The organism is Micromonospora sp. NPDC005299 (assembly GCF_042872345.1).
In the GTDB taxonomy this organism is placed as follows: Bacteria; Actinomycetota; Actinomycetes; order Mycobacteriales; family Micromonosporaceae; genus Micromonospora.
In genome coordinates this window covers 603,923-627,392 of sequence record NZ_JBIAKG010000003.1, presented here as the reverse complement: position 1 = coordinate 627,392, position 23,470 = coordinate 603,923, and the positions used below count along the sequence as shown (strand labels likewise).

Below are 23,470 nucleotides of genomic sequence, written 5' to 3'. Positions count from 1 at the left end.
TGCCGGGGATGACCGGAGGCGAGGAGCAGGACGTTCCGGGGCGGCCCGACCGGGTGGCTCCGGTCCCCGCCCCGCGCGCCCCGCAGCCACCCCGGCGGACCCGCGTCGTGCTGGCCGAGGTCTCCCGGCCACGCAGCCGCGCCGAGCGCACCCGCTCGGAGCTGACCCAGCAGACCCGGGTGGGCGAGACGCTGGTGCAGGGCCTCATGCGGGCCCAACTCTCGCTGGCCCTGCGGCTGAGCCTGCTGGTGCTGATCGGGCTGGGCGGGCTGCCCTGGCTCTTCGCCATCGCGCCCTCGGTCGGCCGGGTCACCCTGCTCGGCGTCAACCTGCCCTGGCTGCTGCTCGGAGTGGTGGCCTTCCCGTTCCTGATCGCGGTCGGCTGGGCGTACGTGCGGCTGGCGGAACGCAACGAGCAGGACTTCACCGACCTGGTCCAGCGGCCGGAGCGCTGATGGGCAACGGCTACGTGGTCCCCGCCATCGTGGCGGTCACCCTGGTCACCGTCGGGATCGGCTTCTACGGGCTGCGGCTGGCCCGGACCACCTCCGACTTCCTGGTCGCCTCCCGGGCGGTCAGCCCGACCTGGAACGCCGCCGCGATCGGCGGGGAATACCTGTCGGCGGCGAGCTTCCTCGGCGTGGCCGGCCTGATCCTCAAGTACGGCGTCGACGTGCTCTGGTACCCGGTCGGTTTCGCCGCCGGCTACCTGGCGCTGCTGCTCTTCGTGGCCGCCCCGCTGCGCCGCTCCGGGGCGTTCACCCTGCCCGACTTCTGCGAGGTGCGGCTCGGCTCGCGGCGACTGCGGAAGCTCGCCACCATCTTCGTGATCTTCATCGGCTGGCTCTACCTGGTGCCGCAACTCCAGGGTGCCGGGCTGACCCTGGCCACGGTGGCCGGCTCGCCCTATCCGGTGGGGGCGCTGCTCGTCGCCGTGGTGGTGACCGCGAACGTGGCGCTGGGCGGGATGCGGGCGATCACCTTCGTGCAGGCCTTCCAGTACTGGCTGAAGCTCACGGCGCTCGCCGTACCCGCGATCTTCCTGGCGTTGCAGTGGCAGGCCGACGCCCGCCCGGCGGTCACCCCGCCCGACGGGCCGACGTTCCGGACCGCGACCACCGTCGTGGTCGAGCACCGCGCGACGCTCACCCTGCCCGACGGCGACCTCCGGGAGGTACGCCCCGGCGACCGTCTCGACTTCGCCGCCGGTGATCCGGTGCCCGAGGTCTCCGGCGCGGCCACCGCCGCCGCCGACTGGCTGCTGCCCGACACGGCCGGCGACGACGACCGGGGCCTGTTCGGGACGTACTCGCTGATCCTGGCCACCTTCCTCGGCACCATGGGGTTGCCGCACGTGCTCGTGCGCTTCTACACCAACCCCGACGGCGCCGCCGCCCGGCGCACCACGCTGGTGGTGCTGGCCCTGGTCGGCGTCTTCTACCTGCTGCCCACGATCTACGGCGTGCTGGGCCGGGTCTACACGCCGCAGCTGCTGGTCACCGGCCAGACCGACGCGGTGGTGGTGCTGCTGCCCGGGGCGGCGCTGGGCGACGGCACCACCGGCCGGCTGCTCGCCGCGCTGGTCGCCGCCGGGGCGTTCGCGGCCTTCCTCTCCACCTCGTCCGGCCTGCTCACCAGCGTGGCCGGGGTGATCTCCACCGACGTCCTCGGCCGCGGCTCGGTGCGCGGCTTCCGGCTGGCCACGGTGATCGCCGGCGGGGTGCCGGCGGTGCTCGCCCTGAACGTCTCCGGGCTGGACGTCTCCCAGGTGGTCGGGCTGGCCTTCGCGGTGGCGGCGTCGAGCTTCTGCCCGCTGCTGGTGCTCGGCATCTGGTGGCGCGGCCTGACCGACCTGGGCGCCGCCGCCGGGGTGCTGGTCGGGGGCGGCGCCGCGATCGGCGCGGTGCTGCTCACCGTGCTCGGCCCCCCGCTGTCCGGCTGGCCGGCCACCCTCACCACCCAGCCTGCCGCGTGGACGGTGCCGCTGGCGTTCACCGTGATGGTCGCGGTGTCGATGGCCACCCGGCGGCGGCTGCCCCGGGACGTCGGCGTCACGATGCTCCGCCTGCACACCCCGGAGACGCTGCGCCTCTGACCCGTACGGCTCAGGTAGGACGAAAAGATCCTCCTCTGGCCGGATCGACCGCTGGCCGGGGCGGGCTACGGTCGGGGACATGACCGATCAGCACCCGGCGCTGTCCCTCCGAGGCCTGGCCAAGCGGTTCGACACCAAGGTCGCGGTCGCCGGCGTCGACCTCGACGTGCCGACGGGCTCGTTCTACGGGCTGCTGGGCCCGAACGGGGCCGGCAAGACCACCACCCTCTCCATGGCCGTCGGCCTGCTGCGGCCCGACGCCGGCCAGGCCCGGGTGCTCGGGTACGACGTCTGGGCCGACCCGGTACGCGCCAAGGGGCTGCTCGGCGTGATGCCCGACGGCGTACGCCTCTTCGACCGGCTCAGCGGCGCTGAGCTGCTGGCCTACCACGGGCTGCTGCGCGGCATGGACCCGGCGGTTGTCGACCAGCGCGCCGCGGAACTGCTCGACGTGCTGGCGCTCACCGACGCCGGCCGCACCCTGGTGGTCGACTACTCGGCCGGCATGAAGAAGAAGATCGGCCTGGCCTGCGCACTGCTGCACGGCCCCCGGCTGCTGGTGCTGGACGAGCCGTTCGAGGCGGTCGACCCGGTCTCCGCGGCCCTGATCCGGGACATCCTGCACCGCTACGTGGTGGGCGGCGGCACGGTCGTCTTCTCCAGCCACGTCATGGAGGTCGTCGAGCGGCTCTGCTCGCACGTGGCGATCCTGGCCGACGGCCGGATCAAGCGGGTCGGCACGCTCGCCGAGGTCCGCGGCGAGCGGTCGCTGGAGGAGGTTTTCGTCGAGGTGGTCGGCGGGCGGACCGCGACCGGCCAGGAGCTGTCGTGGCTGTCCCGGTGACCGCCGCCGAGCGGCCGTCCCGGGCCGTCTCGCCCCGGCACTTCGTCCGGCTCAAGCTGCGGGTGCTGCGCAACAACTTCCGCGGTCAGGGCTGGCGGATCGCCATGTTCGTGGGGGGCGTGCTGTTCGGGCTCTGGTTCGCCGTCAGCGGCTTCTTCCTGCTCGCCGCGCCCGGCCTGGCCGGCGAGTCCCGGTACGCGCTGATGACCGCCGCCTTCGGCGGCGGCCTGCTGACCCTCGGCTGGCTGCTGCTGCCGCTGGTCTTCTTCGGCGTGGACGAGACCCTGGACCCGGCCCGGTTCGCGCTGCTCCCGCTGTCCCGCCGCACCCTGGTCACCGGCCTGTTCGCGGCCGCCCTGGTCAGCGTCCCGGTGCTGTCGACCCTGCTCACGGTCGCCGGGCTGGTGTTCACCGCCGGCGCGCTGGGCGGCTGGTTCGCCGCGCTGGTCGGGGTGCTCGGGGTGGTCCTCGGCCTGCTGCTCTGCGTGGCCGCCGCCCGCGCGGTGACCAGCGCCTTCGCCACCATGCTCCGCTCCCGCCGGGTACGCGACCTGGCCGCCGTGCTGCTCGCGGTGCTCGCCGCCCTGCTCGGCCCGCTGCAACTGCTCGTGCTCGGCGCGGTCCAGCAGGCCGACTGGGACCGGCTGACCGGGGTGGCCCGGGTGGTCGGCTGGACCCCGTTCGGCGCGCCCTGGACGGCCGGCGTCGAGGTGGCCGAGGGGCACGCCGCGGCGGCCGTGCTGAAGCTCCTGATCACCGTGGCGGCGATCGGCGTACTCCTGCTGTGGTGGTCGCGGTCGCTGGAGTCGGCGATGGTGGGCGCGGTGAGCGCCGGGCCGTCCCGGGACCGGCGCGGCACGGTGGCCGGCGCGGCGGTCGGGCCGTTCTTCCCCCGGGCCCTCGGCTGGGCCCGGCGGGACCGGTTCGGCGCGCTGGTCGCCCGGGAGTGCCGCTACTGGTGGCGGGACGCCCGGCGGCGGGCCAACCTGATCACCGTGGCGGTGGTCGGCATCTTCGTGCCGTTGATGGTCAACCTGGGCGGCTCCCGGCTCGCCACCGAAGGCGGGGCCGCGTTCGGGGAGGCCACGGCCAACTCGTCCCCGGTGCTGGTCAGCCTCTCGATGCTGTTCGTCGGGGTGCTCGCCTCGGTGACCCTGGCCAACCAGTTCGGTTTCGACGGCAGCGCCTACGCGGCCAACGTGGTGGCGGGTGTGCCGGGCCGGGTGGAGCTGCTGGCCCGGATGGTGGCGTTCTCGCTCTACGTGGTGCCGATCCTCGGCACGGTCGCCGTGGTGCTGGCCGTCGTGCTCGGGCGCCCCGGCTGGCTCGGCGTGATGGCCGGCGGGTTGTCCGCCGCGTACGGCTGCGGGCTGGCGATCAACGCGTCCGTCTCGGTGCTCGGCGGCTACTCGCTACCGGAGACGAGCAACCCGTTCGCCATGAACACCGGCGCCGGGATGGCGAAGAGCCTGTACACCCTGCTGTCCATGGTGGCCTCGGCGGCGGCCGCCGTGCCGCTGGTGGTGGCCGCCGCGCTGCTCGGCGACGTCTGGCTCTGGCTGGCCCTGCCGGTCGGCCTGGCGTACGGGCTGGGCGCCGCGCTGCTCGGCGCGTACCTGGCCGGGGACGCGCTGGACCGTCGCCAGCCGGAACTGCTGGCCGCGGTCACCCCGAGGCGCTGATGCCGGTCGTCGAGGCGGTGACCACCGTTCCGGTCCCCCCGGAGCTGGCCTTCGCGGTGTCCCAGACCGTGGCGCCGGTCCGCTACCGCTGGGACCCCTTCGTCCGGGAGCAGCACTTCGTCGACGGGGCGACCCGGCCCGGCAAGGGTGTGCGCACCTTCACCCGCTCCCGGCACGGCCTGGCCATGGTCAGCGAGTACGTCTCCTGGGCGCCGCCGACGAACGTGGGCATGAAGATGGTGCGCGGGCCGTGGTTCTTCGAGCGGTTCGGCGGCGGCTGGCGGTTCGCGCCGGGCCCCGAGCCGGGCACCACCCTGGCCACCTGGCGGTACAACTTCCGGTGCCGGCCCGGGTTCCTGCGCCCGGTCGCCGAGCGGATCGGTGTCTGGCTGCTGCGCCGGGACATCCGCCGCCGGATCGCCGGGTACGCCGCCGGCTGCGCCGACCCCGAGGTGCTGGCCGCCGCGCGCCGCTCCCTCGCCGCGTAGTCCGCTCAGGCCGTGCGACGCATGGCCGCGTAGAGGTGGTGCCCGTCGCCGACACTGGTCACGTTGACCAGCTCCCAGCCGTAGTTCGACAGGTGCTCGACCGCCTCCATGAGCGGCCGGAACCCGCTGCGCCCCCAGGAGTGCTTCGCGGTGACCACGAGGTGCCGGTGCGGGTACGCGCGCAGGTCGACCTGACCCCCGAGGATGGCGTCCGCGCTGACGACGCGCTCCTGGGCGAGCTGCTGCGGTGAGACGAGAGACATGCCCGGCAGGGTAGGGCCTTCAGTCGAGCCCGTGCCGCCGCAGGCCCGTGACCAGGGAGCGCCAGACGTTCGGGGTGAAGGCGAGCGTGGGCCCGGACGGGTCCTTGCTGTCCCGCACCAGCACCACCCCGGGCAGATTGTCCGCCACCTCGACGCAGTTGCCCTCGTTGGCCGACCGGACCGACTTGCGCCAGCGGGGCGCGACACTCGTCATGGCGTCACCTTCAGCTTGTTGATCAGATCCAGAGAGGCACTTTCGCCGAGCGCCTCACCAAGCAGATGCTCCCATTTGCGCTGCACCAAGCCTATCCACTCCGGATAGTCGACGATCTGACCGCGAGCGGCGTTGTCGAGACAGAGCAGGCGGTCGTGTCCGGGCAGCTCCGCCAGCACGAAGCCACCGCCCATCGAGACATGTGCGCCGACATCGAGCGGCAGAACATGCAGTCGCACACAGGGAAGCTCGGCAGCTTCGAGCAGCCGGCCGAGCTGGCGGTCCATGGCTGCCGGCCCTCCGATCGGTCTGCGCAGAGCGCTCTCGTCGATCACGAACACGCACTCGGGTGGATTCTCCCGGTAGAGCAGCCGCTGCCGGCTCATCCGGAGGCTGACCAACTCCTCCACTCGATCGCTCCGGTACAAACCGCCGGCCGAGGCGACCGACCGGGCATACTCCTCGGTCTGCAGGAGGCCAGGGACCAGACACGGCTCGAAGTAGCACAGCCGGATCGCCCGCTCCTCGTGGCCCGGCCACGATTCGAACCAGGCTGGCCCGCTGTTCTCCTCACCCGCTGTCAGCAGGCTGGCGAGGAGGCCGCCGGTGCCGAGGGCCTGGTCGGCGGCGACCGCGAACTCCATGGTCGGCCGGCGTCGCCCGGTCTCGATGGCGGCCACCGTTGACGGGCTCCACCTGATCAGCGCGGCCAGCCCTTCCTGGGAGACGTCCGCACCCGCCCGGGCGGCCTTCAGCGCCCGGATCCACACCTCGATGTTCATCCTTACCTCTCCGGTAAGTACGTGATCGCGCTGTGTAGTAAGCCCTGGCATCCTCCCCTGCCCGCGCCGCCGAGTCCAGGGTGGAGGGGCGCGGCCCGGCTGGTGGAGGCAACGACCCGGCGGCCGGTCCTGCGGCAGGTCGCCCCGGCCATCCCCCGGCCGGGGCGACCCCTTCCCGGGGAGGCGTTGATGAGCAACGACCGCCGAGACCTCGGCGAGAAGCGGCCCCTTACGGGGCCGAACTCGTCCAAAGTCTGGAACCGGCCGGGTCCGGCCAGGGCGCACGTGGCGATGCGGCCGGCGTGGCGGTGCCGGGCGTGCGGAGCGCCGTGGCCGTGCCAGCCGGCCCGGCTGGCGCTGCTCGTGGAGTACCGGCACGATCGGACCGCACTGCTGCTCTTCCTCGGTCGCCTCCTGGCGGAGGCCACCGAGCAGCTTCCCGACGCCCGGGACCTGCACCGGCGCTTCCTGGGTTGGGCCCGGGGCCGGGGCGGCACAATGTTTCACGTGAATCATGAGCCGGGCGCCGAGATCCACCACACCGACCCGTTCGCCGTGCCGGCCGGGCAGCGCTCGCCGGTCCGCCGGCTGCGCGGCCGGCTGGCCGCTCCGGTGACGCTCTGGACCGCGCCCGGCCCGGCCGGGCTGACCGTCTCGTCGACCCTGGTGGCGGAGGGGGAACCGGACCGGCTGCTCGGGCTGGTCGACCCGGAGTCGGAACTGTGGGCGGCGGTGGAGGAGGCGGGCCGGTTCGCGGTCGCGCCGCTCGGCCCGCAGCACCGGCAGCTCGCCGACCGGTTCGCTGGCCTCTTCCCCTCGCCGGGCGGCCTTTTCGCCCTCGACCCGTGGACCGAAACGCCGTACGGGCCGGTGCCCGCGGACGCCGGCGGGTGGGCGGGGTGCCGTCTCGACACCGCCCGGGAGTACGGCTGGGGCCTGCTGGTCGAGGCGACCATCGAGGCGGTCGACCTGGCCGAGGAGACCGCGCCGCTGCTGCATTACCGCGGTCGCTACCGGGGGCTGACCGACTGACCACCGACCGCTGAGCGGAGTGACCTGAGTCACTCGGCGCAGCCGGACTGCCGTTCAGCGCAGCCGTCGACCGTGGCCGATCCGAGCCTTCCCCGAAGGGGAGCGCGCTCTCTACCGTGCGCGAAAACCCCCACGCCTGCGAAGGTGGTGATCCACAGATGTCCACGGACACACCCGCGTCCGCACCCGCCGAGTCGGCGGCGGAACGGTACCTCGCCGTCCAGCGGTCGGACGAGTTCGCCGGGTTGCGGCGCGCGCTGCGCGGCTTCGTCTTCCCGATGACCGTCGCGTTCTTCCTGTGGTACGCGCTCTACGTCATCCTCTCCGCGTACGCGCGGGGCTTCATGGGCACGAAGCTGGTCGGCAACATCAACGTCGCTCTGGTCTTCGGCCTGCTCCAGTTCGTCTCCACGTTCGTCATCGCCTGGCTCTACTCGCGGTTCGCCGACCGGCGGATCGACCCGGTCGCCGACCGGCTCCGCGCCGAGGTGGGGGAGGTGACCCATGAACACGGTTCTCGCGGCTGAGGCGGGCAGCACCACCGCCCGCAACCTGACCATCACGCTCTTCCTGATCTTCGTGGCGATCACGCTGGCGATCACCATCTGGGCCAGCCGGCAGACCAAGACCGCCACCGACTTCTACGCCGGTGGCCGGTCCTTCTCCGGTTTCCAGAACGGCATGGCGATCGGCGGCGACTACATGTCCGCCGCGTCCTTCCTGGGCATCGCCGGCATCATTGCCCTGTACGGCTACGACGGCTTCCTTTACTCGATCGGCTTCCTGGTCGCCTGGCTGGTGGCGCTGCTGCTCGTCGCCGAACTGCTGCGCAACTCCGGCCGGTACACGATGGCCGACGTGCTGGCCTTCCGGATGCGCCAGCGCCCGGTACGGACCGCGGCCGCGGTCTCCACCATCACGGTGTCGATCTTCTACCTGCTGGCCCAGATGGTCGGTGCGGGCGCGCTGGTCGCCCTGCTGCTCGGCATCAAGCCGGGCACCACCTTCCTCGGCATGGACGCCGACACCGCGAAGGTCGCCACCATCATCATGGTCGGCGCCCTGATGATCATCTACGTCACCGTGGGCGGCATGAAGGGCACCACGTACGTGCAGATCGTCAAGGCGTTCCTGCTGATGACCGGTGCGCTGGTGATGACCCTGCTGGTGCTGGCGAAGTACAAGTTCAACCTGTCCTCCCTGCTCGGTGACGCGGCCGACGCCTCGGGCAAGGGAGCGGCCTTCCTCGAACCCGGGTTGCGCTACGGCGTGGAGACACCCGGCGACGCGTTGAAGACCTTCTACAGCAAGATGGACCTGCTCTCGCTGGGTATCGCGCTGGTGCTCGGCACGGCCGGCCTGCCGCACATCCTGATCCGCTTCTACACCGTGCCGACCGCGAAGGCGGCGCGGAAGAGCGTGCTCTGGGCGATCGGCATCATCGGCGTCTTCTACCTGCTGACCCTGGCCCTCGGCTTCGGAGCGGCGGCGCTGGTCGGCGGGAAGGCGATCACCGCGCAGGACAAGGCCGGCAACACCGCCGCGCCGCAGCTCGCCGAGGCGCTCGGCAAGGACTTCTTCGGCGGGAACCTGGGCGGGGCCACCCTGCTGGCGATCATCGCGGCGGTGGCCTTCGCCACGATCCTGGCGGTGGTCGCCGGGCTCACCCTGGCCTCCTCGTCCAGCCTGGCGCACGACTTCTACGCCAACGTGGTGAAGAACGGCGAGACGTCCGAGCGGCAGGAGGTGAACGTCGCCCGGATCTCCGCCCTGGTGATCGGTGCGATCTCCATCGTGCTGTCGATCTTCGCGCAGAGCCTGAACGTGGCGTTCCTGGTGGCGCTGGCCTTCGCGGTCGCCGCCTCGGGCAACCTGCCGGCGATCCTCTACAGCCTGTTCTGGAAGCGGTTCAACACCTCGGGCGCGGTCTGGGCCATCTACGGTGGCCTGCTCGCCGCCGTGGTCCTGGTCTTCTTCTCCCCGGTGGTCTCCGGGGCGCCGACGGCCATGTTCCCGAAGCACGACTGGCACTGGTTCCCGCTGTCGAACCCGGGCCTCATCTCGATCCCGATCGGCTTCCTCTGCGGCTGGATCGGCACCCTGCTGTCGAAGGAGCACGACGAGGACAAGTACGCCGAACTGGAGGTGCGCTCGCTCACCGGCGCAGGCGCCCACTGACCACACCCCCCACCCCGGTGGGCCGGAGCCGTCGTCGGCTCCGGCCCACCGGCTTGAGTAGGCTGGCCGGCATGAAGGTCGCTCCCCGCTTCGGCTCCGGACATCGCATCCTCGTCACCGGCGGCGCCGGCTTCGTCCCGTCGCACCTGGTCGACCGGCTCATCGAGCGCGACTGCACGGTCGTGGTGCTGGACAACTTCGTCACCGGCTCCAAGGACAACATCGCCCACCTGCTCGAGAAGCCGACCTTCACGCTGATCGAGGCGGACATCTCCGAAGGGCTGCCGACCGACCACCCGGCGATGGCCGAGCGGTTCGACGCGATCCTGCACATGGCCTCCCCGGCCAGCCCCACCGACTTCGAGAAGCTGCCGGTGGAGATCCTGCGGGTCGGCTCGGTGGGCACCCTGCACCTGCTGGAGCGGGCCACCGCCGACGGCGCCCGGTTCCTGATGGCCTCCACCTCCGAGGCGTACGGGGACCCGAAGGAGCACCCGCAGCGCGAGACGTACTGGGGCAACGTCAACCCGATCGGCATCCGGAGCGTCTACGACGAGGCCAAGCGCTTCTCGGAGGCGGCCACCATGGCCTACCACCGGAGCCGGGGCACCGACACCGCGATCGTCCGGATCTTCAACACGTACGGCCCGCGCATGCGGCCGGACGACGGCCGGGCCATCCCGACCTTCATCTCCCAGGCGCTGCGCGGCGAGCCGATCACCGTGCACGGCACCGGCAACCAGACCCGGTCGATCTGCTACGTCGACGACCTGGTGCGGGGCATCCTGCTGCTGCTCGACTCGACCGAGACCGGTCCGATCAACTGCGGCACCGAGCACGAGATGTCCATGCGGCAACTGGCCGAGACGATCGTGTCACTCACCGGAAGCAGCTCCGAGGTGAGCTACATCACCCGCGCCGCCGACGATCCGGAGATGCGGCGCCCCGATCTCACGCTCGCCCGTGAGCTGCTGGGATACGAGCCCACCGTGACGCCCGAAGACGGCCTCCGACGCACGATCGAGTACTTCCGCGGCCGGCTAGGGTACTGAGCCCCGCTGGGAGGAGGCTGACACCCGGCTGCGCCTCAGGGCGCGGGTGGCTCGGCCGACCTACCCTCGGTTACATGTCAGCGACCTCGTCTGCCGGCGTCCCGCTCCCCGCACGCCTGAGTCGGAGCGCGGGCCGCGCCCAGGTCCCCGGCTCCGGCCGGGCCACCACCGGGCGTGCCCGCGCGACCGACGCCCGCTGGTACCCCTCGCACGACGACGAGCCGCGCTCCGGCGGTCCGGGGGGTCCGGGCGGACCGACCGGGCCGGGCGGGCCGGGCGGCGGCGCCGGCGGTCCCGGCCGGCGCGGCCCGCGGCCGCACTGGGGACGCATCGGCCTGGTGGCCGGCGTCGCGGTGCTGGTGCTGGCGCTGCTCGGCGGCGCGGGTGCCTGGCTCTACGCCCGCAACCTCAACGGCGACCTGGCCCGGACGGACCCCTTTTCCCAGATCACCGGGGGCCGGCCGGCCAAGCAGGTCGACGGCGCGTTGAACATCCTGCTGGTCGGCAGCGACTCGCGGGACCCGGACGCCGAGGTGGACGCCGCCGGCAAGTGGCGGGCGGACACGCTGATCGTCATGCACATCCCGGCCGACCACAAGCAGGCCTACCTGGTCTCGATCCCGCGTGACCTGTACGTGCCGATCCCGGAGAGCGCCGGCGCGTCCTGCGACTCGGGTTCGCGCAACAAGATCAACGCAGCCTTCGCGTTCGGCGGCCTGCCGCTCGCCGTGAAGACCGTGGAGTGCTTCAGCGACGTCCGGATCGACCACGTCATGGCGATCGACTTCGCCGGCTTCAAGGAGGTCACCGACGCCCTCGGCGGGGTGGACCTCAAGGTGGAGCGGACCATCAACTCGATCCACAAGCCGTACCGGACGTTCACCAAGGGCGTGAACCACATGAACGGCGCCGAGGCCCTGGACTGGGTGCGGCAGCGCAAGCAGTTCCCCGACGGCGACTTCGCCCGGATGCGTCACCAGCAAGAGTTCCTCAAGGCGCTGATGGACAAGGCGGCGAGCACTGGGACATTGACCAACCCCAAGAAGCTCAACGATTTCCTCAAGGCGGTCACCGCCGCCGTCACGGTCGACCAGGGATTCTCGTTGACCGACATGGCGCTGCAGTTCCGGAGCCTGCGGGGGGAGAACCTGACCTTCATCACCAGCCCGAACCTGGGTGGCCAGACCATCGACGGCCAGTCGGTGGTGGTCTCGGACCGGGAGAAGGCGCTGGCCATGTACAAGGCCATCGCGTCGGACACGATGGCCGACTGGGTGAAGGCCAACCAGAAGACCGACAGTGACGGGAGCGGCGGCTGACGCCGCCCCGCGAGGCGACACATCCGGTCGGCGGTCAAGGCTCTTCCCATGGTGAGCCAACCGCCGACCGGATCTTTTCAATTGGCCGTTCGGACACAACCCTGAGCCATTGGCCGAGATTGACGGGAATAGCCCTCGCACGAGGTCGCGAGAACGGGAACAGATACGTACAGTGGTCCCGCCCCCGATCACCGAGCTGGAGCACGCATGCCGGTCCAGACCAGCCGTCGCCCTCAGTCACTGGAGCCCGGATCACCCGGGCGGGTTCCCCCGATCGTCCCCACGCAGCCGGGCCACGGCGGCCGCGGGCCCGGCGGCGGGAAGAAGCGCACCAAGCGCAAGGACCCGCTCTGGGCCAAACTCACCGTGATCCTCGGTGCCGTGCTGATGATGACCAGCGGTGTCGCGATCGTCGGCAGCAAGGCGGTGATCGGCCAGGCGACCAGCAGCATCGACCAGGGCAACCTGCTCGGTGAGGCGGGCAAGACCGACGCCGAGGGCGGCAACAGCCTCGAAGGCCCGATCGACATGCTGCTGCTCGGCGTCGACGCCCGCCAGCGCTGGGCCGCCGACGACGTCCGCTCGGACACGATCATCATCCTGCACATCCCGGCCACCCACGACCAGGCCTATCTGATCTCCATCCCCCGGGACACCGAGGCGCAGATCCCGGCCTTCGAGAAGAACGGCTACCGGGGCGGCACGGACAAGATCAACGCGGCCTTCCAGATCGGCGCCCGCAACGGCGGCGGCTGGGAGGGCGGCGCCCAGTTGATGGCCAAGACCATCAAGTCGATGACCGGCATCAGCTTCGACGGCGCCGCGATCATCAACTTCGGCGGCTTCAAGAACGTGATCGACGCCCTCGGCAGCGTGCGCATCTGCGTGAGCCACGAGGTCAAGTCGCACCACATGATGATGGTCGACGGCAAGCCCATGTGGAACGCGGACGCGAAGAAGACCGGCAAGGCGATGACCCCGGTGGTGCACAAGAAGGGCTGCAAGGAGATGGAGGGCTGGGAGGCCCTCGACTTCGCCCGCCAGCGCTACGGTCTGCCGAACAGCGACTACGACCGGCAGCAGAACCAGCAGCAGCTGATCAAGGCGATGGCGAAGAAGGCCACCGACAAGGGCATGCTGACCAACCCGATCAAGCTGAACCAGCTGATCAAGGCGGCCGGCAAGGCGTTCATCCTGGACACCGGCGGCGTGCCGATCGCGAACTTCATCTTCACGCTCAAGGGCGTCAACGGGAACGACCTGGTCACCCTCCGCACCAACGGCGGCACCTACAGCACCGCCGGCAACGGCCGGGAGAAGTTCAACGAGACGACCATGGACATGTTCCAGGCGGTGAAGAACGACAAGCTCGCGGACTTCGTGGTGTCGAACCCGTCCGTCCTGTCCACCCGCAAATGACCTGGTGACCGGCCGGTAGCCGCGCCAAAGCGGCACCGGCCGGAGCTTCCCCCCGTAGCCTGACGTGAGCGGGTCTCATGTCGCGGCTACGGGGGGAATGTCACGTCCAGGCCAGCACGGAACACACGCGGGCGGGGTCGACCCGCCCGGTGGCCCCGGTTCCTGCTCGGCGCCGGTCTCGCCCTGCTCCTGCTCGCCACCCTCGGCGTGGCCGGGCTGCACTGGCTCGGCAACCGGTACGACCGCACGGTCACCAAGGAACAACTGCTCGACGCGGCGGCCCGGCACTCGCGTACCGACCTCTCCGGCCCGCTCAACTACCTGCTGATCGGCTCCGACCACCGGCCCGGCGCGAACCCCGAGGACCAGCGCTCGGACAGCATCCTGATCGTGCACGTGCCGGCCGGGCTCCGGCAGGCGTACCTGATCTCCGTCCCGCGCGACCTGCTGGTCGCCATCCCGGCGGCGCCCGGCTACGGCGGCGGCCGGGACAAGGTCAACGCGGCGTACGAGCACGGCGGCGGTGGCGAGGCCGGGGCCCGGCTGCTCAGCGCCACCCTGGCCCGGCTCACCGGGATTCGCTTCGACGGCGCCGCGCTGATCGACTTCTCCGGCTTCAAGCAGGTCATCGACCTGCTCGGCGGCATCCGGATGTGCGTCGACACCCCGGTCCGGTCGATCCACACGAAGACCCAGTTCGACCCCGGCTGCCAGCAGATGGACGGCGCCCGGACGCTGGACTACGTGCGGCAGCGCTACGACCTGCCCGGCGGCGACTTCGACCGGCAGCGACACCAGCAGCAGATGCTCCGGGCGGTGCTCGACCGGGCCGGCCAGACCCACCTGCGCAGCGACCCGGTGAAGCTGGACCGGGTGCTCCGGGCGGTCGGCGGGGCGCTGACCCTGGACAGCAACGGCGTACCCCTGGAGGACCTGCTCCTCGCGCTCCGCGGGCTGCCCGCGGACGCGCTACACGGCGTCCAGGTGCCCTCCTACCCGCAGACCATCGACCAGGTTTCCTACGTGGTGCTGGACAACGGCGGCGGCGGGCTCTTCGACGCGGTGCGCGGCACCCGGATGCCGGAGTGGGCCGCCGCCAATCCCCGCTGGGTCAACCGACTCTGACCGGATCAACCGTCTAGGCTTGGTAGCCGTGTTCGGACCCCAGGTTCCCAGCGTGCCCGCGTCGGCCGTGCCCGACGACGTCTACCTGCTCGACGTCCGGGAGGACGACGAGTGGGCCGTGGGCCACGCGCCCGCCGCCCACCACCTGCCCATGACCGAGCTGCCCGCCCGGATCGCCGAGGTGCCGGACGACCGCGAGGTGGCCGTGATCTGCCGCTCCGGCGGGCGGTCCGCGCAGGTGGTCGCCTACCTGATGCGCAACGGCTGGGACCAGGTGCGCAACGTCGAGGGCGGGATGGGCGACTGGGCCGCCGCCGGCCGCCCGGTGATCACCGACGACGGGCAGCCGGGCCGGGTCGCCTGAGGCGCGGCGCGGCCATGACCGTTCCCCTGGTCTTCGCGCACCGCGGCGCGTCGTACGACCTGCCGGAGCACACGCTCGCCGCCTACCTGCGCGCCCTCGACGAGGGCGCGGACGGGCTGGAGTGCGACGTCCGGCTCACCCGGGACGGGCACCTGGTCTGCGTCCACGACCGCCGGCTGGACCGGACCAGCAACGGTCGCGGGCTGGTCAGCGCGCGCACGCTCGCCGAACTGGAGGCGCTCGACTTCGGCTCGTGGCACCCCGGCGGGGTGGCGGCGGACGGGGACGAACAGCTCGACGAGTCGCACACCCGGCTGCTCACGCTGGAGCGGCTGCTCGACGCCGTGCTGGCCGCCGGGCGGCCGGTCCGGCTGCTGATCGAGACCAAGCACCCGTCCCGCTACGGCGGGGACGTCGAGCGCCGCCTGGTCACCGTGCTGCGCCGGTACGGCCTGGCCGAGCCCGGTCCGGACGACCCGGTCCGGGTCACCGTGATGTCCTTCTCCCCGCTGGCCGTACGCCGGATCCGGGACCTCGCGCCGGCGCTGCCCACGGTGCTGCTGCTGGAGGTGCTGCCGCGCTGGCTGCGGCTGGGCCGGCTGCCGTTCGGCACCCGGATCGCCGGGCCGGGGATCGGCCTGGTCCGCGCCCGTCCGCAGCTCGTCGCCGCGCTGCGGGCCGCCGGCAACCAGGTCTACGTCTGGACGGTGAACGAACGGGCGGACCTGGAGCTGGTCCTGGCCGCCGGGGTCGACGGGGTGATCACCGACCGCCCGGCCCGGACGTTGGCCCGCTTGGGCCGGTGAGGCCGGCCGGTCCGACCGGTGGGCGGTCGCCCGGCCGGGGGTGTCCCCGCACCGGGCGGCGGGGCACACTCGGGACATGCCGGAGCGAACCGACTTCACCGCCCTCATCGCCGGCCACACCAGCGTGATCAAAATGATCAACTCGGGTGAGTCCGGCCTGCCGGTGCTCACCAGGCTGCTCCGCGAGGTGGAGCCCGCCATCGGCGCGGCCGGCCTGGTGTTCGTGGAGTTCGCCCCCGCCGGCGGCCGGGTGATCGCCGCGACCGGCAGCGCCGAGTTCGCCACCGGCTGCCCGCTGCCGGCCACCGACCCGGCCACCGTCTGCCTGCTCTCCGGCCCGCCGGTGCGCGAGGTCCGGGTCGACGCGATCCCCGGCGCGCTCGCCGACGAGCTCACCGCCCGCGGGCTGCGCCGGATGATCCTGGCCCGCGCCGAGATCGGCGGCCTGACGGTGGGCAGCCTGCACGCCCTCTATCAGGAGGACGGGCCGCTGGACGCCTCCCAGCGCGCCGTGGTCGGCTACGTGGCCGCCTGCATCGCCCACATGTACGGCGACCAGACCGGCCTGCCGGTGCACGGCGACGGCCCGGTGGTGGCGGCGCTCGCCGACGGCCTGGCCGTGGTGGACCGCGAGCACCACGTACGGCTCTGGAACCCGGCCGCCGCCCAGGTGACCGGGCGGCCGGCCGGCGAGGCGCTGAGCCAGCCGCTGCCGTTCCCGCTCCCCCCGTCCGGGCAGGTCCTCGACCACCGGCTGCCGGACGGCCGCTGGCTGCGGATCACGTCCGGCGAGCTGCCCGGGCCGGGCACGCTGCGGGTGGTCACCTTCCGCGACATCACCGACCAGCAGCGGCGCGACCACGACCGCGACCTCTTCGTCGCGGTGACCAGCCACGAGCTGCGCACCCCGGTCACCGTGATCAAGGGGTACGCGGACACCCTCACCGACCACTGGGAGTCGCTCAGCGACGACGACCGGCGGCAGGCCGCCCGGATCATCGGGCAGCGCGCGAACGAGCTGGCCCGACTGGTCGACCGGCTGCTCACCGCCGCCACCGAGAACCGCCCCGGCGGCGAGCCGGCCGCCCCGTTCGACCTGGCCGACGCGCTGCGGGCGGCGGTGCCCGACCTGCCGGCGGACGTCCGGCACCGGGTGGTCCTCGACCTGCCGGCCGACCTGCCCAAGGCGCTCGGCGACCGGTACAGCCTGGCCACCGTGCTCACCGAGCTGAGCACCAACGCCGGCAAGTACTCGCTGCCGGACACCCCGATCGAGGTCTGCGCCGAGGCGAACGAACGCACCGTCTCCTTCCGGGTCGCCGACCGGGGCATGGGCATCCGGCCGGAGCACGTGGAGCGGGCGTTCGACCGGTTCTGGCAGGGGGAGTCCGGCGACCGGCGTCGCTACCCGGGGGCCGGGCTGGGGCTCTATCTCGTCCGGCAGATCGTTGAACAGCAGAATGGATGGGTATCCCTACGACCGAGGGCCGGTGGGGGTACGGTCGCAGAGGTGCGGCTGCCACGGGGGTGAACCCGGCCCGCACGGGGTGGAAGGAACGACGGTGGGGACGGGTTCGGCCGAACGATCGTGGTGCGTGGTGGTGCCCCACCACGCCACCGGCGCGCGCCTGGCCCGGCACCGGCTCGCCGACGAGCTCGCCGACGTCGTACCCCCGACCCTGCTGGCCGACCTGGTCGCGGTCCTCGCCGAGCTGGTCGGCAACGCCGTGCGGCACGCGGACCCGCTGCCCGGGGGCGTGGTCCGGGTGGCCTGGCGGCTGCGGGCGGCGGCCACTGGGCAGACCGTCCAGCTCCGGGTGACCGACGGCGGCTCCGTCTCCGGCCCGCTGATGCGGGTCGCCACCCCGGACGCCGTCGACGGGCGCGGCCTGCACATCGTCTCCGGGCTGGCCAGCCGCTGGGGTGTCGAGCGGGACGGGCTGGGCCAGAGCGTCTGGGCGGAGTTCGACCCGACCTGGTCGACCCGACCGGACCTGGTCGTGGCCGGTTGAGCCGACCGGGGAGGCGGGTCCTCCCCACGGCCGTCCGGTCCGGCATCTAGGCTGTGTCGCCGTGAGCAAGCGTCGAAAGAGCCAGCGGGCCGCCGAAGCCACCCCGAAGCGGGAGAAGGTGCGCGACGTCTTCGTGCCCCGACCGTTCGAGGGTCTGGTCGACGAGCCGGAGTGGATCGCCCTGCGCGAGTTGGTCCCGGCCGCCTCCGCGCCGCTGCGGCTGACCCCCGAGCTGGTCGAGGAGCACGGCGACCGGCCGGTCACCCTGGCCACCGTGCTGCCGATGGCCGCCCCGGCGATGACCAAGCCGGACGGGCGGGTCTTCATCGGCCTCCAGCGGCACCAGCAGTCCGGCGACGTCTCGCGGGACCTGGCCGACGCGCTGCTCTGCGCGCTGCGGACCGAGCCGGGCGGTCAGGTGAGCGTGCCGCCGCTGCCCGGCCCGGGCCCCCGCCTCCAGGACATCCTGGTGGACGGCCCGCTGGAGATCAGCATGCACGACGGCTTCGAGTTCTGGCTCGACCCGGGCGCCGCCGACGACCCGGGCGTGCAGGCGTCCCTGGAGCGGGCCAACGCGGCTATCTACCCGACGGTCAAGCTGGCCGCGGCGCGGGCCGCGTACTGGTGTCAGGTGCCGGAGAAGGCACACGTGCGCTGGGTGCTGCCGGAGGACGAGGACGCGGCGCTGGACGCGCTGTCCCGGCTCAGCGTGGCCGGCACCCTGACCCTCGGCGACGACACCCGGTTCGCCGGCATGTTCCGGGCGCACGGCCGCCTGGTGCCGGTCTGGGACCTGCCCGAGGACGTGCCGGCCGCCGACTGGGAGGAACCGGTGACCGGGTTCGCCAAGCGGTACGCCGAGGCGCTGGAGGAGCGGGAGCCGCTGGACGCCGCCGGGCGCCGGGCCCGCCAGGGCCTGCTCGGCCGCCAACTCACCCTGCGCTGAGCGGGTAAGGGGTCCCCTCCTTCAGCGGCGCAGCGGTTCGCGGACCAGCGGGCAGGACATGCAGCGGGGTCCGCCCCGGCCGGAGCCCAGCTCGGACCCGGCGATCGCGATCACCTCGATGCCGGCCCGTTCGAGCTGGGCGTTGGTCTCCACGTTCCGCTCGTAGCCGACGCAGAGCCGGGGGGCGAGCGCGAGGGTGTTGTTGCCGTCGTCCCACTGCTCCCGTTCGGCGGTGACCGGATCCAGCCCGGTGTCGATGACGCGAAGCTGGTCGAGGTCCATGGCGTCGGCGGCGGCCCGCAGGAACGGCGCCGGGCCGTCGACCCGCGGGTCCTCGCCGTCCGCGCCGGCGATGACCGTGTACGCGGAGAGCTCGCTGGCGATGTTCGGATACATCAGCACGGCGTCGACGTCGACCATCGTGCAGACCGTGTCCAGGTGCATGGTGGCCCGCTCCTGGGCGATGGGCACCACCAGGATGGTGTGCGCGAGGCCGGCGGCGAAGACCTGCCGGCCCAGCCGCTCGGCCCCGGCCGGCGTGGTCCGCTCGCCCACGCCGACGGCGAGCACCCCCGGCGCGAGCAGCAGCACGTCGCCGCCCTCCAGGTGCTCCAGCTCCGGGTGGTAGACGAACTCGGTGCCGACGAAGCGCGGGTGGTAGCGGTAGATCGCGTCGGTCAGCGTGGTCTCCCGCCGGCGGGCCGGCATGGCCAGGCTGGTCACCCCGACCCGGTCCCCGATCCAGACCGACGAGTCGCGGGTGAAGAGCAGGTTGGGCAGCGGGTCGATGACGAAGTCGTGCCGGTCCATCAGCGTCCAGACCAGACCGCCGGGGCGGTCCGGGCCGATCCGCAGCTCCTCGTGGGCCAGCCCGGCGATGAACACGTCGGCCAGCGCGGCCGGGTCGAGGTACGTCAGGTGGTCGGCGACGCGTCGGCGCAGCGTGTCGCCCAACCGGGGCGAGCGGAGCACCAGCTCGGTCAGCTCGACCCGCGCGTCCGGCACGGCGAGGGTCTCGGCCAGCAGCGTGGCCAGGTAGAGCACCTCGACCCCGCGGGACCGCAGGGCGGCCGCGAAGGCGTCATGCTCCTCCTGCGCCCGGCCCACCCATGGGATAGCGTCGAAGAGCAAGGAGTCGTTGTTGCGTGGGGTGAGGCGGGCGAGTTCCGGCCCCGGGCGGTGCAGCAGCACCGTGCCGAGCCGACCGACCTCGCTGTCCACGTAGTGGGTCACCTTCGCAGCCTAGGACAGGCTTCCGCACCATCCGAGAAAAGGAGTGTGAATGAATATGGCATTCATCCGCACTCATTCCGGCGCTCCAACTTGCCGACCACCGGGGTGCGCAACGTAGGGTAGTGGAGACATAACTTCGAGAGACCTTTTGCCGGAGGTCGCGATGACTGTCTTTCCCGCTCGCCGAGCCGTACCGAGCCGGGCACTGCCGCCCGTCTCGGTGCCGCACCCCCGGGTCGAGTCCACCTCGGTGCTCGAGCCGGCCCGACCGACTCCGCTGGAGTGGGCCCGCCGCCGACGGGCCGAGCGGGGGGCCCGCCGGTTGGAGGCGGCCGGGGCCCGGGCCCTCGGTCAACTCGACCACCTCGGCCCCGCCTGGCACGTCATCGAGTGGCCCCGCACCGACACCGCGGACGTCCTGCTCGACCGCACCCGGGACGAGCGGGCCGGGTTCCTCGCCATCGGGCCGAGCGGGCTCTTCGCGGTCACCATCGCCGACCACGGCCGGGCCCGGGTGCTCGTCGCGGGCGACGTCGTGCAGATCAACGGCAAGCGTCCGCCCTATGTGGCCGAGGCGCGCCGCGACGCCAAGCGGGCCAGCAAGGCCCTCTCCGACGCCGTCGGCCTGCCGATCCCGGTGACCCCGGTGCTGACCTTCGTCGGCTCCGGGGTCATCAGCGTCTACGGCCTGCCCAAGGACTGCCTCATGGCCACCCACCGGGAGCTGGACCGCCTGCTCGTGGCCGGTGGCAACCGGATCAGTCCGGCCACCGCCGAGAAGCTCTCCCGGGTCGCCCAGGCCCCGTCGACGTGGCTCAACGGCACGTACCGTCCAGCGGCCGACTACCGGTGGTACGACGAGGGCCGAACGGCCGCTGACAAGCGGGCCGCTCGCCGGTAACGTCTCCGGCGACGCCACGCGGTCCGCGGCTCCGCCCCGGTGGTGCCGTCGGCCCCGCGCCGTGCCCGGCCGCCCGGCACCGGGCACCGACGCGCCGACACCTGTCCCCCGGTCCCGCCGAGCCCCGGACGACCCGAGCGGCTCCGGCGACCGGAGACGCAGCGCGGTCGGGCGGTCGTCGCGACGACCGGCTAGCGTGGACAGACCGTCGGTGTACATAGGAGGCGCGGTGGCCCACGTCGAACTCTCGCTCTCGGAAGTGTTCGTGCCCGCGGCGGGGACACCGACCGAGCAGGAGTCCGACAACGTCGGGCGGTGGTCCGGCATGGTCTCCCGGGCCGCCGAGCCGTGCCTGCTGATCGACGCCGACACCACCGTGGTGGCGATCTCCTCGTCCGGCTGCGACCTGCTCTGCCTCGGCGCCCCGGAGGACGTGATCGGCCGGCCGCTGCTGGAGGGCGGCCTGCGCCTGGTCGACTTCACCGCCAGCCCGAGCGAGCTGACCGAGCAGGAGACCGACAAGATCCCGCCGCTGCTCGCGTTGCTCTCCGGCCGGCTGGCCCGGGGGCTGCTCCGGGTCCAGGGGCCCGGCTCCGACGCCGGCACGACGGTGGACGCCATCTCCACGCCGGTGCTCACCGACGGCCAGGTGGCCGGCTCGCTCACCTTCTTCTCGGCGGTCTGACCTGCGAGGACGTGTGGCGACCGCCGCACCGGACGGTGCTGGGGCACAGCCGCGTGGAGGCCGTAGGGTGCCCTCATGCTCGATGTCGCTCTGTTGCCGGGCGAGTACGCGGTGTGCCGCCTGCCGGCCGGCACCGTGCTGCCCCCGCACATCTGGGGCGCGCTGGGCGACCGCGACGTGGTGACGGTGAGCTGGACCGCCGACGGCATCTCGGTGATCTGCCCCGCCGAGCGGGCACCCGCCGGGGCGGACATGGAGACCGAATGGCGTTGCCTGCGGCTGGTCGGCCCGCTGGAAGCGGCCGTCACCGGCACCCTCGCCGCGCTGGTCGACCCGCTCGCCCAGGCCCGGGTCAACGTGGTGGCCTTCTCCACGTACGACACCGATCATCTGCTGGTGCCCGCCGTGCGGCTGGCCGAGGCGACGAGTGCGCTGGAGCGGGCCGGGCACCGGATCCTCGCGTGACTTCACCCGCCCGGGTGATCCTCCTACGATGGGCTCGGCCGACCGGCCATGACGACATCCCTCGATGCCGAGGATCGCACCGTGCCCTGCATCCCGCCCCACCCCGCCCGCCGACGCCTCCCGGTGGCGCTGGCCGCCCTGCTCGCCCTCGCCGGCTGCGGCGCGCCGCCCGAGCTGCGGGACCCGGCCGCGTCCGCGACCACCGCCCCGACCGCCTCCGCCACCCCCAGCGCGACGCCGACCGCACCGGCGACCCCGACCGGACCGGCCCGCACGGCCCCGACCCCGGACCCGACCGCCACACCCTGCCGGTCCGGCCCCTCCGGCGACCGCGTGGTCGCCCTGCTGCGCGGTTCGGCCCGGGTGCTGCCCCGCGACGTCCGGGTCACGGTGCGGACGGGGCCGCTCTGCGCGGAGGGCTGGCAGTACACCGTGCTGGCGGTGAGCGGGCACGAGGAACTCCAGGTGGTCACCCGGGGCCGGCCCGCCGCGCTGGAACTCGTCACCGCTGGCACCGACGTCTGCGGCGTGGAGGTACGCGCCGCCGGCCCGTCCGGCATCCGGACCCTGGCCTGCGACGGCACCCCGGGTGCGTAATCTGGTCGACATGCCGGGAACACCGCCGACCCGCTTCGTCTACCTGGGTCCCGAGGGCACCTTCGCCGAGCAGGCGCTGCGCACCGTCCCCGCCGCCGAGCGAGGTGGCCGGACGCCGGCACGCAGCGTGGGCGAGGCGCTGGACGCCGTACGGGCCGGCGAGGCGGACGCCGCTCTGGTGCCCATGGAGAACTCGATCGGCGGCGCGGTCGGGGTGACCCTGGACGAGCTGGCCGAGGGGGACCCCCTGGTGATCACCCGCGAGGTGATCCTGCCGGTCGAGTTCGTCCTCGCCGCCCGCTCCGGGATCGCGCTGGCCGAGGTGCGCAACGTGGCGGCCCACCCGCAGGCGTCCACCCAGTGCCGGGGCTGGCTCCGCGACCACCTGCCCGACGCCACGGTGGTCGACGTGCTCTCCAACGGCGCCGCCGCGGCGGGCGCGGCGAGCGGCGAGTACGACGCCGCCATCTGCGCGCCGATCGGCGCCACCCGGCACCGGCTGGCCGTGCTCGCCGACAAGATCGCCGACCACCCGGACGCGGTGACCCGGTTCGCGCTGGTCTCCCGCCCCGGCCCGCCCCCGCCTCCGACCGGCGACGACGTGACCTCGCTGGCGGTCTACATCGCGCACGACCGGGTCGGCGCGCTGCTGTCGGTGCTCACCGAGTTGGCCACCCGCGGGGTGAACCTGACCCGGATCGAGTCCCGCCCCACCGGCGAGGCGCTCGGCCGGTACGTCTTCTTCCTGGACTGCACCGGCCACGTCGCCGACGTACGCCTCGGCGAGGCGCTGCAGGGGCTGCGCCGGGTCTGCGCCGGCGTGCGCTTCCTCGGGTCGTACCCCCGGCACCGCTGGAGCCCGGCGGCGGGCGACCGACCGGTCCCCGCTCCGGCCGGGCTCTCCGACACCGACTACGCGGACGCGGCGGCCTGGCTGTCCCGGCTGCGCGCCGGCGAGCTGAACTGAC

At 72.9% G+C, this 23,470-nt stretch carries 26 protein-coding genes; 22 read left to right on the top strand and 4 right to left on the bottom strand.

The genetic code is table 11. From position 1 onward, the window contains the following. Window positions 1-8: 8 nt before the first annotated feature. The 5 genes from ACFYPD_RS12435 (at window position 9) to ACFYPD_RS12415 (ending at window position 5,109) form a co-directional block, all read left to right on the top strand. Complete coding sequence (locus tag ACFYPD_RS12435; RefSeq protein WP_387112022.1) at window positions 9-455, top strand: hypothetical protein; 447 nt, start codon at window positions 9-11, stop codon at window positions 453-455. After that, window positions 455-2,095, top strand: a complete 1,641-nt coding sequence (locus ACFYPD_RS12430) for a cation acetate symporter (protein WP_387112019.1) — start codon at window positions 455-457, stop codon at window positions 2,093-2,095. Before ACFYPD_RS12435 ends, ACFYPD_RS12430 begins: the two co-directional genes overlap by 1 nt. 79 nt (window positions 2,096-2,174) lie before the next feature. Then, complete coding sequence (locus tag ACFYPD_RS12425) at window positions 2,175-2,939, top strand: ABC transporter ATP-binding protein (protein WP_387112016.1); 765 nt, start codon at window positions 2,175-2,177, stop codon at window positions 2,937-2,939. Then, window positions 2,924-4,621, top strand: coding sequence for an ABC transporter permease (locus ACFYPD_RS12420; protein WP_387112013.1), 1,698 nt, complete (start codon window positions 2,924-2,926; stop codon window positions 4,619-4,621). Before ACFYPD_RS12425 ends, ACFYPD_RS12420 begins: the two co-directional genes overlap by 16 nt. Then, on the top strand, window positions 4,621-5,109 hold the full coding sequence (locus ACFYPD_RS12415) for an SRPBCC family protein (protein WP_387112010.1): 489 nt from the start codon (window positions 4,621-4,623) through the stop codon (window positions 5,107-5,109). The genes ACFYPD_RS12420 and ACFYPD_RS12415 overlap by 1 nt, the downstream gene beginning before the upstream one ends. Window positions 5,110-5,114: 5 nt before the next feature. Here ACFYPD_RS12415 and ACFYPD_RS12410 read toward each other — a convergent pair whose 3' ends face one another. From ACFYPD_RS12410 to ACFYPD_RS12400, 3 genes are read right to left on the bottom strand one after another with little or no spacing between them, the layout of a single operon-like run. Continuing rightward, a complete protein-coding gene (locus ACFYPD_RS12410) occupies window positions 5,115-5,372 on the bottom strand; it encodes a hypothetical protein (protein WP_254341126.1) in 258 nt (85 codons plus the stop codon). 19 nt (window positions 5,373-5,391) lie between these two features. Further along, window positions 5,392-5,586 carry a DUF397 domain-containing protein gene (locus tag ACFYPD_RS12405; RefSeq protein WP_387112007.1) on the bottom strand — a complete coding sequence of 65 codons (195 nt, stop codon included), beginning with the start codon at window positions 5,584-5,586 and terminating at the stop codon, window positions 5,392-5,394. Further along, window positions 5,583-6,368 (bottom strand): Scr1 family TA system antitoxin-like transcriptional regulator, encoded by a 786-nt coding sequence (locus tag ACFYPD_RS12400; protein ID WP_387112004.1) that lies wholly within the window; start codon window positions 6,366-6,368, stop codon window positions 5,583-5,585. The genes ACFYPD_RS12405 and ACFYPD_RS12400 overlap by 4 nt, the downstream gene beginning before the upstream one ends. A 363-nt stretch (window positions 6,369-6,731) precedes the next feature. Between ACFYPD_RS12400 and ACFYPD_RS12395 the strand changes: the two genes are divergently transcribed. The 12 genes from ACFYPD_RS12395 (at window position 6,732) to ACFYPD_RS12340 (ending at window position 18,621) form a co-directional block, all read left to right on the top strand. Then, window positions 6,732-7,400, top strand: coding sequence for a flavin reductase family protein (locus ACFYPD_RS12395; protein ID WP_387112393.1), 669 nt, complete (start codon window positions 6,732-6,734; stop codon window positions 7,398-7,400). A 158-nt stretch (window positions 7,401-7,558) separates the two neighbouring features. Further along, entirely contained in the window at window positions 7,559-7,927 is a 369-nt protein-coding gene (locus ACFYPD_RS12390; RefSeq protein ID WP_107074910.1) for a DUF485 domain-containing protein, read from the top strand. Then, on the top strand, window positions 7,905-9,578 hold the full coding sequence (locus ACFYPD_RS12385; protein ID WP_387112001.1) for a cation acetate symporter: 1,674 nt from the start codon (window positions 7,905-7,907) through the stop codon (window positions 9,576-9,578). The genes ACFYPD_RS12390 and ACFYPD_RS12385 overlap by 23 nt, the downstream gene beginning before the upstream one ends. 71 nt (window positions 9,579-9,649) lie before the next feature. Then, window positions 9,650-10,630: a UDP-glucuronic acid decarboxylase family protein gene (locus tag ACFYPD_RS12380; RefSeq protein WP_387111998.1), complete on the top strand. Its 981-nt coding sequence runs from the start codon at window positions 9,650-9,652 to the stop codon at window positions 10,628-10,630. A 74-nt stretch (window positions 10,631-10,704) separates the two neighbouring features. Further along, window positions 10,705-11,949: an LCP family protein gene (locus ACFYPD_RS12375; protein ID WP_387111995.1), complete on the top strand. Its 1,245-nt coding sequence runs from the start codon at window positions 10,705-10,707 to the stop codon at window positions 11,947-11,949. A gap of 207 nt (window positions 11,950-12,156) precedes the next feature. Continuing rightward, entirely contained in the window at window positions 12,157-13,368 is a 1,212-nt protein-coding gene (locus ACFYPD_RS12370) for an LCP family protein (RefSeq protein ID WP_387111993.1), read from the top strand. Between the two features lie 207 nt (window positions 13,369-13,575). Beyond that, window positions 13,576-14,493, top strand: coding sequence for an LCP family protein (locus tag ACFYPD_RS12365; protein WP_387111990.1), 918 nt, complete (start codon window positions 13,576-13,578; stop codon window positions 14,491-14,493). A 28-nt stretch (window positions 14,494-14,521) separates the two neighbouring features. Further along, entirely contained in the window at window positions 14,522-14,857 is a 336-nt protein-coding gene (locus ACFYPD_RS12360) for a rhodanese-like domain-containing protein (RefSeq protein WP_387111987.1), read from the top strand. 14 nt (window positions 14,858-14,871) lie between these two features. Beyond that, window positions 14,872-15,663 (top strand): glycerophosphodiester phosphodiesterase, encoded by a 792-nt coding sequence (locus ACFYPD_RS12355; RefSeq protein ID WP_387111985.1) that lies wholly within the window; start codon window positions 14,872-14,874, stop codon window positions 15,661-15,663. A 76-nt stretch (window positions 15,664-15,739) separates the two neighbouring features. Continuing rightward, window positions 15,740-17,194, top strand: a complete 1,455-nt coding sequence (locus ACFYPD_RS12350; RefSeq protein ID WP_387111982.1) for an ATP-binding protein — start codon at window positions 15,740-15,742, stop codon at window positions 17,192-17,194. 64 nt (window positions 17,195-17,258) lie between these two features. Beyond that, window positions 17,259-17,675, top strand: coding sequence for an ATP-binding protein (locus tag ACFYPD_RS12345; protein WP_387112390.1), 417 nt, complete (start codon window positions 17,259-17,261; stop codon window positions 17,673-17,675). A gap of 61 nt (window positions 17,676-17,736) precedes the next feature. Beyond that, window positions 17,737-18,621: a DUF5926 family protein gene (locus ACFYPD_RS12340; RefSeq protein WP_387111980.1), complete on the top strand. Its 885-nt coding sequence runs from the start codon at window positions 17,737-17,739 to the stop codon at window positions 18,619-18,621. A gap of 21 nt (window positions 18,622-18,642) precedes the next feature. Here ACFYPD_RS12340 and ACFYPD_RS12335 read toward each other — a convergent pair whose 3' ends face one another. Next, window positions 18,643-19,854: an arginine deiminase gene (locus ACFYPD_RS12335; protein ID WP_387111977.1), complete on the bottom strand. Its 1,212-nt coding sequence runs from the start codon at window positions 19,852-19,854 to the stop codon at window positions 18,643-18,645. 163 nt (window positions 19,855-20,017) lie between these two features. Between ACFYPD_RS12335 and ACFYPD_RS12330 the strand changes: the two genes are divergently transcribed. The 5 genes from ACFYPD_RS12330 to pheA all read left to right on the top strand — a co-directional run bounded on the left by ACFYPD_RS12330 (window position 20,018) and on the right by pheA (window position 23,469). After that, window positions 20,018-20,755 carry a hypothetical protein gene (locus tag ACFYPD_RS12330; protein WP_387111974.1) on the top strand — a complete coding sequence of 246 codons (738 nt, stop codon included), beginning with the start codon at window positions 20,018-20,020 and terminating at the stop codon, window positions 20,753-20,755. 229 nt (window positions 20,756-20,984) lie between these two features. Continuing rightward, entirely contained in the window at window positions 20,985-21,440 is a 456-nt protein-coding gene (locus ACFYPD_RS12325) for a PAS domain-containing protein (protein ID WP_387111971.1), read from the top strand. A gap of 75 nt (window positions 21,441-21,515) precedes the next feature. Then, the gene (locus ACFYPD_RS12320) at window positions 21,516-21,905 is read left to right on the top strand and encodes an ACT domain-containing protein (protein WP_387111968.1); all 390 of its coding nucleotides are present in this window, start codon (window positions 21,516-21,518) and stop codon (window positions 21,903-21,905) included. An 81-nt stretch (window positions 21,906-21,986) separates the two neighbouring features. Next, the gene (locus ACFYPD_RS12315) at window positions 21,987-22,502 is read left to right on the top strand and encodes a hypothetical protein (RefSeq protein WP_387111966.1); all 516 of its coding nucleotides are present in this window, start codon (window positions 21,987-21,989) and stop codon (window positions 22,500-22,502) included. 10 nt (window positions 22,503-22,512) lie between these two features. After that, entirely contained in the window at window positions 22,513-23,469 is a 957-nt protein-coding gene (gene pheA, locus ACFYPD_RS12310) for a prephenate dehydratase (protein ID WP_387111963.1), read from the top strand. The last annotated feature ends 1 nt before the right edge of the window (window position 23,470 follow it).